10 protein-coding genes and 1 pseudogene are annotated in these 8,544 nt (G+C 58.2%); 9 read left to right on the top strand and 2 right to left on the bottom strand.

Annotated elements, in window-relative coordinates; translation table 11 throughout:
- From G485_RS29305 to G485_RS28560, 8 genes are all read left to right on the top strand, one after another.
- Window positions 1-326: transposase (locus tag G485_RS29305; RefSeq protein WP_205620158.1), on the top strand; the 326-nt coding region annotated here is incomplete at its 5' end.
- Window positions 327-403: 77 nt separating this feature from the next.
- Window positions 404-808, top strand: a complete 405-nt coding sequence (locus G485_RS0116775) for a hypothetical protein (RefSeq protein ID WP_027093474.1) — start codon at window positions 404-406, stop codon at window positions 806-808.
- 55 nt (window positions 809-863) lie between these two features.
- On the top strand, window positions 864-1,040 hold the full coding sequence (locus G485_RS30040; protein WP_156922428.1) for a hypothetical protein: 177 nt from the start codon (window positions 864-866) through the stop codon (window positions 1,038-1,040).
- Window positions 1,041-1,103: 63 nt separating this feature from the next.
- Window positions 1,104-1,358 carry a hemolysin XhlA family protein gene (locus tag G485_RS0116765; protein WP_027093473.1) on the top strand — a complete coding sequence of 85 codons (255 nt, stop codon included), beginning with the start codon at window positions 1,104-1,106 and terminating at the stop codon, window positions 1,356-1,358.
- A gap of 1 nt (window position 1,359) precedes the next feature.
- Entirely contained in the window at window positions 1,360-1,680 is a 321-nt protein-coding gene (locus G485_RS0116760; RefSeq protein WP_027093472.1) for a hypothetical protein, read from the top strand.
- Between the two features lie 722 nt (window positions 1,681-2,402).
- Window positions 2,403-3,173: a DUF1906 domain-containing protein gene (locus G485_RS0116755; RefSeq protein ID WP_240489179.1), complete on the top strand. Its 771-nt coding sequence runs from the start codon at window positions 2,403-2,405 to the stop codon at window positions 3,171-3,173.
- Between the two features lie 54 nt (window positions 3,174-3,227).
- The gene (locus G485_RS0116750; RefSeq protein WP_051318356.1) at window positions 3,228-4,352 is read left to right on the top strand and encodes an AI-2E family transporter; all 1,125 of its coding nucleotides are present in this window, start codon (window positions 3,228-3,230) and stop codon (window positions 4,350-4,352) included.
- A gap of 119 nt (window positions 4,353-4,471) precedes the next feature.
- Window positions 4,472-5,383 carry a hypothetical protein gene (locus G485_RS28560; RefSeq protein WP_051318355.1) on the top strand — a complete coding sequence of 304 codons (912 nt, stop codon included), beginning with the start codon at window positions 4,472-4,474 and terminating at the stop codon, window positions 5,381-5,383.
- Here G485_RS28560 and G485_RS0116740 read toward each other — a convergent pair.
- Both G485_RS0116740 and G485_RS31005 read right to left on the bottom strand, forming a co-directional pair.
- Window positions 5,326-5,979, bottom strand: coding sequence for an NUDIX hydrolase (locus tag G485_RS0116740; RefSeq protein WP_027093469.1), 654 nt, complete (start codon window positions 5,977-5,979; stop codon window positions 5,326-5,328). The two genes, G485_RS28560 and G485_RS0116740, sit on opposite strands and share 58 nt — an antisense overlap.
- A 90-nt stretch (window positions 5,980-6,069) precedes the next feature.
- A pseudogene (locus tag G485_RS31005) lies at window positions 6,070-6,162 on the bottom strand (MscL family protein); the annotation flags it as partial.
- Window positions 6,163-6,270: 108 nt separating this feature from the next.
- Between G485_RS31005 and G485_RS28555 the strand changes: the two are divergent.
- The gene (locus G485_RS28555) at window positions 6,271-8,031 is read left to right on the top strand and encodes an ATP-binding protein (protein WP_051318354.1); all 1,761 of its coding nucleotides are present in this window, start codon (window positions 6,271-6,273) and stop codon (window positions 8,029-8,031) included.
- Window positions 8,032-8,544 lie beyond the last annotated feature (513 nt).

The following is an 8,544-nucleotide window of genomic DNA, read 5'->3' as shown; positions in this document are numbered from 1 at the left end:
TTCAGTTGAATGGTTCCTATCGTCATTTGCAAAAGTTGCGCGCTCGTTGTGAGCATGTGTTTGCCGAAAGCAAAGTCGTACATGGCTTGGATCGAGCTCGGAGCCGTGGGTTGGACTGCATGCAGGAACAGGCGATACTTACGGCAACGGTTCAGAATCTGAAAAAACTATGCCGGTTTAAGAAAAAACGACCTCAAACCGGTATTTCGGCATGCGAAAAACCGAAATCCGTGATAACGGAGGTAGTGTCAGGCCTGCTAGTTCCAGCGCTCGCTGGGTTGTTCTTCTCATTTTGCACGCCGGTTAGACGGCAAGAACTGACTTAATTCACCGGACTTTTAGACTTCGCACTTACTATCAAAACTATGCGGATTGGGTGGCATGGGAGTGAGGAGGATTAACAGTGGCACAAATCGGAAGAAGAATCTATTACGACAAAACAACGGGAAACGTCATAGTTGACACCGGAGAGCGGACAGGCGATGTTATTGAAACCACACAGGAGCAAGATTTCGCCGCCTATGCGGCGCTGGCGGAACGCGTTCCCGATACGGTCGGTATGCTGCAACTGGAATACGGCCAGTATGCGCAGGACTTTATGGAGTGCTCCGGGTACAGGGTTGACGTGACAGGGGACAAGCCGACTCTCGTATTTTCTTATGCGGACCCGTCGACTCCGGAACCGCAGGAACCGGTCTACCAGGCGCCGCTGTCCGAACAGGTGAAGACGCTCCAAGAGACGGTCGACAGCCAGCAACAGGCGCTCGACGACATCACGCTCGCCATAGCCGATATTATCGGCGCTTAACGAACGGTTCCCGCAAGGAACCGTTTTTACATTCGAATAAAAAGAGGTGAACCCCGTGGCAATGGCCCCATACAAAGTGCGCATCATCGCGCGGGCCGCGGTGATCCGGTACAACGCCGGTGAGGAGCAAGTGAACGCGATCTTGGACTCGTACAACTTGACCCAGGAAGATCGCGGGCTTGTCGCAGCCCAAATAGCGGCGTATGCTCCCGAGATTCCTTTGAATGGCTAGCGGCATAGTAAAATTGCGGGCTTCGCTTCAGGCGAAGCCTCTTTCATTAGGAGGTGACCGCAAATGCCAGAAGAGACGAACGAGATTCTCCAACGCTTGACGCGCGTGGAGACGAAGCTGGACCTCATGAACAGCGCGCGCGATATCGCGCAGGATGCCCTGCAGTCGGCGAAGTCGGCACACCATCGGATCGACGAGATGCGGGAAGAACTGGCCGTTTACAAGCAGACGGTCAAATGGCTGATCGGCACGACGATCAGCTTCGGCGGGGTGGCGATTACGGCTTGCGGATTTTTGCTTAAGGTGGCGAACAATTAAGATGGATAACGCCCAACTGTTCACCTGGGAAGCTCTCTCCGCGATGGGGGGAGCTTCGTTGTTAACGTACTTTATTGTCCAGTACACGAAGTCTCTGCTGGATCGAATCGCTCCGCGGCTGCCGACCGACCTGTTCGCGGTGCTGACGGCGTTCGCGATCCTGACGCTGGCGCAGCTGGCGAACGGAGCCGACGGGCGCGACTGGCGCCTGTACGGGCTGGCGCTCGCCAATGCCTTTCTGGTGGCGGCGGCGGCCGGGCAAATTCGCAACAAAGCGGTCGATCCGCCGGGTTCCGAGGAGAGCAAAGCCGGTCCGCCGTGACCGCGCAAGCACGCCAGACATACTCTAAGGACAACCTGCGAGGGCCATCCCGACTCATACCGGGACCGCTCTGCCGCATATTCTATTAGGTAAGGGGGCTCCCCATATGGCCGACTACCTATCGGCTGCTGCGCAAGCCTTCATCGCCCGCATCCTGCCGGCGGTCGGAGGCGGCCGTGATGTTGCTGGAAGTAACGGACTTTTGGGAGGTTGGAGTAGACCAGCATATCTGTGAAAGAAATTTGGTCGAACGTTTTATAGCGAATAGGCGATCTCAATGAAAAACCCCCTGAAACCGTATATGTTCATTATACAACGGAATCGGGAGTATTCGTGAGAAAAAGGGGTATTTTGTTCGAAATATCGCTAATATTGAGTTTTTATTTTCGAACACCTGCTCACTATCCACAATGAATCGACAGCCTCTGTGGGTCCGTTAGCGATCGGTCTTCTGAAGGGAAAGTGTACACAAGCGACAGGCCCTTAACGTCAGCACTCACCGGGACCCGAACGCCATTGGCGGTTCTAACCGCAAGCTGCTGTCCCGCAGCAGCCGTTACGCGGAGGCTCTCCTCACCGACGGCCAGACGGCCGCGAGAGCGGTCGCTGCCGGCGGGTACGCAACGCATCCCGGCTATGCCGACAAGCGGATTGCCGTCATGAGCGCCAATGTTCTAAATCAATATGAGGATATAAAGCGAGAGGAAGGAGAGAACGGCAACGTGGATACGAACGAAGGCAGTGCCGCCGGGATCGTGGGCATCGACTGCTCCACGCCGCTTACGGCGCAATCGGCCCAGGGAATCGCGGCGGCCGGCTACCGATTCGCGGCTCGCTACCTGGTTCCGCAGCAGTACAAGTGGAAGCGGCTGACGCTCGCGGAAGCGCAGGCGATTACCGCTGCGGGCATGCAGATCGTCTCCGTCTTCGAGACGACGGCGAACCGGGCCTCCGGCGGCGCGTCGGCGGGGCAGAGCGACGGAGCGGCGGCCTACAAGGAAGCGCAGGCGATCCAGCAGCCGGCCGGCAGCGCCATTTACTTCGCGGTGGATTACGACGCACAGCCGAAGGATTACGACGCGATCGAGGCTTATTTGAAGGCGGCCGCGGCGCAAATTCCCGGCTACGAAGCGGGCGTCTACGCTTCCTACGCCGTCGTGGAAGAGATGTACAACCGCAAAGCCTGCAAGCATTTCTGGCAGACGTACGCCTGGAGCAGAGGCAAGATCAGCTCGCACGCGAACCTGTATCAATACCGGAACAACGCGAAAGTGGCCGGCGTGGCCGTCGATCTCAACCGCGCCTACGGCGGCGAAGGCTGGTGGAATACGAACGAAGACGAAGGAGAGAGCTCGATGACCAAGGAAGACGCGGAGAAAATCATCCGGTTTCTGTCGGCGGCGTGGTTCGCGGCGGCGGACCCGGCTTCGAAGGAAGAGTTCAACCGGCTGGCGAACGAGGTGCGGAAGGCGGCGGGCATTCCGGTCGTCTGACGCGAGAGCGCCCCGCCCTAGTTTGGGACATGCCGAAGAAGGTTATAGGTAAAGATGAATCTTCTTCCGGAAAGCAAGGTGATCCTTATCCCCCAAGGCAAATATTTTCGCATCGGCTACGGCATCATCGTCGCCCTGTCGATCGTCTATTTGGCGTCGAAGGTCGACTTCATTTTCCGTCCGTTCTGGACGATGCTCAAGGCGCTGCTGCTGCCGATTTTTTTGTCGGTCGTCTTCTATTATCTGCTTCGCGGTCCGGTCAACTATTTGGCCAGACAGATGAGGAACCGCACGCTCGCGATCTCCGTCGTCTTCCTCGGACTGACGGGGATCCTCGTGCTGATCGGCGTTCTGGTCGGCCCGATTATCCGCATTCAGCTCGACAGTCTCATGAACAATCTGCCGCAGCTCATCAAGCTCGGCGAGGATCAGGTCGCGAAGCTGCAAAAAAACGAATGGCTCGCCCGCTATTTGCTGGAGCACCGGATCGACCTGTCGGCGAAAATTCCCGAGCTGATCAACCGGATCGTCTCCAACGTCGGCGACGCCGTCAACCGCACGATCGATTTCGTGTCCCATGTCGTGCTGCTGCTGTCCACCGTCCCTTTCATCGTCTATTACATGCTCAAAGGCGGCAGCAAGTTTCCCGATCTCGTGCTCAAGTTCATCCCCGACCGGCACGACGAGGAAGCGCTGAAGATCATGCAGGACATGGACCGGACGCTAAGCGCATACATACAAGGCAAAATTCTGGTCAGCCTTGGATTCGGGATTCTGACGCTGATCGGCTACTCCGTTGTCGGGCTGCAATATTCGCTGCTTCTTGCGCTCGCGCTGACGCTGATGAACTTCATCCCCTACGTCGGCATTCTGCTGGGGATGGTGCCGAGCGTCATCGTCGCGTTTATCGACTCGCCGTGGAAGGTGGCGGAGACGATCGCCGCCGTCGTCATCGTTCAGCAGCTCGAGGACAAGGTGCTGTCCCCTCAGATCATGGGCAAGAAGCTGGCCATCCACCCGCTGACCATCATCATCGTCCTGCTCGCGCTGGGCAGCCTGGGCGGCTTGCTCGGCATGTTCGTGGCCGTTCCGACCTACGCGCTGGTCAAGGTGATCGCCACCCATTTGTACCGGCTTTACCGGCTGCGCAAAATCGAGATTACCGATACGCCGCCCTGACGGAAGAGAGGCACGCGCGGAGTCCCCTGCATATACTGGCAGCAGCTAGATGAGGCATTCGCCCGCCAAGGCGGACGGAGGCAAGCAGTCGCATGACGAACGGGGGAGCGTGTTACCGAATGTCGATTATATCGGGCTTTCCAAGAACGCTGCTGGAGGAACATAGAAGGTGGCATAACGCCCGCCATACGGTCGATACCGACAGGCCGCCCGACGGCTACGGGGAAGACTTTCTGTTGTTCCACCGGTCTTTCATTCGCAAGGCGCTCAGGTGGTACGAGAGAGCCGGCCACGACCTGAACCTGGTCGAACCGTGGTCGTCGGTGCCGGAGCCGATTCGCCAGGCTTCCTGCTACGACCGGCGGGCCGAATACCGGGTTCTTCTTCAGCCGGAGACTTTCGCGTCGTCCGACGAACTGGGCCGCTTCATCGAAGGGTCCGGCCTGCACGGCTGCATTCATCAGGAGGCCGCCGAGTTGTTCGAGGAGCCGGAATTGAACGATTTCGACATCGCTCCGCGCTCGACGTACTTCTACAACATTCATGGCATGATCGATCGTTGGTGGCGCAATTGGGAAGGACTCGGCAATTTCAACGCAGGGCTGTCGTTCTGGAGAGGCAAGTTTTACGAGCGGGAAGGAGAAGTTCTCCGATACAGGCGGGAAGACGGGAGCTGGTGGCTGGGGAGGCCGGAGGTCCGGAGCCGGCGCGAGAAATTCGGTCCGGTCCGCGAAGCGGCCGGCGACAACGCGGCGGGAGAGAACATTCGGCTTGATTGGGGAGCGGTCGGCGAGAGCCGAACGTTCGGCGCCGTCAACGACGGCCGTCCGTTCCGGGTGTGGGACACGGACGGAGACGGCCGTCTCGACGTGCTGTTCCAATCGCCGCTGACCGGCGACTGGTGGGAAGGCTCGCTTCGCAGCGGCCGGCTCGTATGGTCGCCGATCCGGCTCGAATGCATCGGCCTTCCGTCTCAGTCGGACGATCCGCTTCGGGCCATCTCGAGCAGGAAGCGGAAAACGCCGATATAATACGTTTTGTCGCGGGAGATGAACCGGTCCGCCGTCACTTCCTCCGTTGCCGGAACGAGGGAGCCGCCGGCCGAGAGGCGGACGCCTTCAGCCGTCACCGACGCCCGCTCGCCGTTCATCAGGGCGATCAGCGCTTCGGCGTCCGCCTCATAGAGGCCCGCGACTTCGTCGGGCTGAAGCCGGAACGAGGTAAGCGGCTCCTCGGTCAAGCAGCCGAATACGTGGCTGACTTCCCGGTCGATATAAGGGACGGAGCCGGCTTCTCCGCATTCTTCCTCGCGCAACGTTCCGTAGGGAACGAGCTTCTCGAACGGAACGCTCCAGCCGATCTCCTCGTCCATCTCGCGGGCGGCGTCCCGCACCGACTCTCCCGCGGCCAGATGGCCGGCGACCGTAATGTCGAACCGGTCCGGGTTCGTATCCTTCTGCGGGCTTCGCTTCTGGAAAAGCACGTAAGCCCGTCCGTCCTCGCCTCGCCGCGCGACCCAGCAATGAAACGTATGATGCCACAGGCCGCGCGCGTGAACCTCCTGGCGGGTGGCCTTGCCGATCGGGCGGTCTTGATCGTCGTAAACGTCGAACCATTCCGTCGTCATAGGCTAAGCCCGCCCCGCGGCGGCTAGTCCGGCCGAATCGGCGGACAGATCGGACGTGCAGTGTCCGCAGCGGACGGCTGCGAGCGGAATGAACGCGCCCCCGATGATCACGCCGACCCCCAGGTCGATCACATTTTCCCGCATCGCGAACGCCTTAAACTCCTGCACCCAAGATTTAACCATCTTTTCAACTCCTCCAATTTTGGTGAAAAAATAGAAAAGGAATTTGGAAAATACCGTCGAAATCAATACAACAAGCGCGAAAATCAGCACATATTGCGAGGGAAATGGATGAACGGTACCGGAGGCGCCTGGCCTGCAATCTTTCTGCTGCTGGCACTGTCGATCAGTATACTCGCATCTTATACCATGTTCAATTTTATCGGCAACCTGAAAAGAACCAATAACGCCTTCCGGATTTTCTGGCTCGCAGGCGGAGCGTTCGTCTTCGGCGTCGGGCTCTGGGCGAAGCATTTCGTGGCGACCATGGCTTTCGACAGCCCCTTGTTTTTCTCCTGGAGCATGCCCGTCTCCATTCTGCTCACGATTTTTTTCTCGCTGATGGCGTTCATCATGCTGACCATTCAGAGCACGCTGCGGCACCGGGTCGCCATCGGCAGCGTCATCCTGAGCTTCGGCGTCGGATTCATGAACTATTTCAGCCTGCTCGGACAGCCGATCGAGCGCATTGCGGCCAATCCGGCGACGATCGTCGTGTCGCTGTTCGTGCTGTTTATCGGAACCTTCGCGGCGTTCAGGCTGTCCGAACTGGGGGGCGGCGAGAGGAACAAATGGCTTGCCGGCGTGACGCTGGGCCTGGCGACCATCTTCGTCCAGATGCTCGGCACGAGCGCGCTCGATATCGATTATTCGGTTTATTACACGTTGGACAAGCTGAACGCCGACGTCCGTCTGCTCGTCCTGATCGTCGGCATCTACGCGCTTCTGCTGCTGACGGCGACATGGGTAACCTGGTACGTCGACAAAAGAATGAATCAGATGGACGAGCGTTACCGGCTGGTCGTTGAAAATTCCCTCGATACGATCGCGATCTTCAAGCAGGAGCGCTGGTCGTTCGTCAACGCGGCGGGGCTGCGAATGTTCGAGGCGGACGGTCCCGGCGACATGCTCGGCAAATCGATCTATTCCTTCCTCAAGCCGGAGGATCACGATTCGGTGCGGGAGCGGCTGCACAATTTGATTATTACGCGGAGCAGCGGTCCTTTGGAACAACAATGGTATACGCTCAAAGGGAAAGTGCTGCATACGGAGATTGTCGAGACGATCACCACGCTGGAGAACGAGCCGGCCGTTCAAGTGATCATCCGGGACATCTCCGAACGCAAGAAGAACGAGGAGCTGCTCATCAATTCCGAGAAGCTTTACGTGGCGGGCCAGCTCGCTGCGGGCATCGCCCACGAAATCCGCAACCCGCTTACCTCGCTTAAGGGATTCCTGCAGCTGATCGCTTCCGGCCGCAAGGAAGCGAGCTACTACAACATCATGAACTCCGAGCTGGACCGGATCGAAGACATCGTCAGCGAGCTGCTCATGCTGTCCAAGCCGCAAGTGTACGAGCTGTCGTACCACGACGTCCGCAACATGATGCGGGAGACGATCACGCTGCTGGAGACGCAGGCGATTCTCCACAACATCGCCATCGAGACGGACCTCGGACGCGACGTTTTATGGGTGTACGGGGTCGAGAACCAGATCAAGCAGGTGTTCATCAATGTGATCAAGAACGCCATCGAGGCCATGATCGACGGAGGAGCGATCCGCGTCAAGCTGAGCCGGGAGAACGATTCGGTGCGGATCCGCATCTCCGACGAGGGGCCCGGCATCGGGGAGGATCAGTTGGCCAAGATGGGCCAGCCTTTCTATACGACGAAGGAGAAGGGCACCGGGCTCGGCCTAATGGTCAGCTACAAGATCGTGGACAACCATCAGGGGAAAATCGACGTGTACAGCCAGTTGGGAAGAGGAACGACGTTCGAGATCCGGTTCCCGTTCCGCTACCCCGAGATGTCTACGGTCACGAAGAGCAGTTGAAGCGGAGAGCGGCGTATGTCCGGCCGCCTCTCCGCCGGAATGGCCGAGCGGAATTCCGCTTCCCGCCCGCATCCGTTCGTCCGTAGGCCGCCCTTTCCGCAATGACCCCGAGGCAGTGCGTTTGCCGCCTTCGGCGTTCGTCCACCCCCTTCCGCCATGCTTTGAGACCCTTCCCTTCCCGTTATCCGATTCCTCGTTGACGGCTCACAAGGTCATCGCCCGAACGCGGTCTCCCTTTGCCGAAATTTGTTGTTTTCTTTTGGGATAGAAGCTCGGAGGAGTTTGCGGCAGGCGAACAGGGGAACGGGCATGCTATAATAGGGCTTGCTGAACGAACAAAAAATCCTTATTCCACAAGGGATTTGAGCTACTTTTGTCGAATTTATCTGCAAGGAAAACATAGAAAATTGGCAAAAAACCTTGCAGATGGAGTGAGCGAACGTGTTCGTGCCGAATCGGGATATGGCAGATCTGTTGGAAAATTTCTACTTACCCTTTGGCGGGAAGCTTAAT

Origin of the sequence: Cohnella thermotolerans DSM 17683 (genome assembly GCF_000429825.1) — a bacterium.
Classification (GTDB): Bacteria; Bacillota; Bacilli; order Paenibacillales; family Paenibacillaceae; genus Cohnella; species Cohnella thermotolerans.
Note: the sequence above shows the minus strand (reverse complement) of the source record. Positions and strands in the feature narration are given on the sequence as shown.

Bases quoted from the DNA above. Each gene is read 5' to 3' on its own strand.
- G485_RS0116765 (WP_027093473.1), top strand. From the start codon at position 1,104: ATGCCAGAAGAGACGAACGAGATTCTCCAACGCTTGACGCGCGTGGAG.
- G485_RS0116760 (WP_027093472.1), top strand. From the start codon at position 1,360: ATGGATAACGCCCAACTGTTCACCTGGGAAGCTCTCTCCGCGATGGGG.
- G485_RS0116750 (WP_051318356.1), top strand. From the start codon at position 3,228: ATGAATCTTCTTCCGGAAAGCAAGGTGATCCTTATCCCCCAAGGCAAA.
- G485_RS28560 (WP_051318355.1), top strand. From the start codon at position 4,472: ATGTCGATTATATCGGGCTTTCCAAGAACGCTGCTGGAGGAACATAGA.
- G485_RS0116740 (WP_027093469.1), bottom strand. From the start codon at position 5,979: ATGACGACGGAATGGTTCGACGTTTACGACGATCAAGACCGCCCGATC.
- G485_RS28555 (WP_051318354.1), top strand. From the start codon at position 6,271: ATGAACGGTACCGGAGGCGCCTGGCCTGCAATCTTTCTGCTGCTGGCA.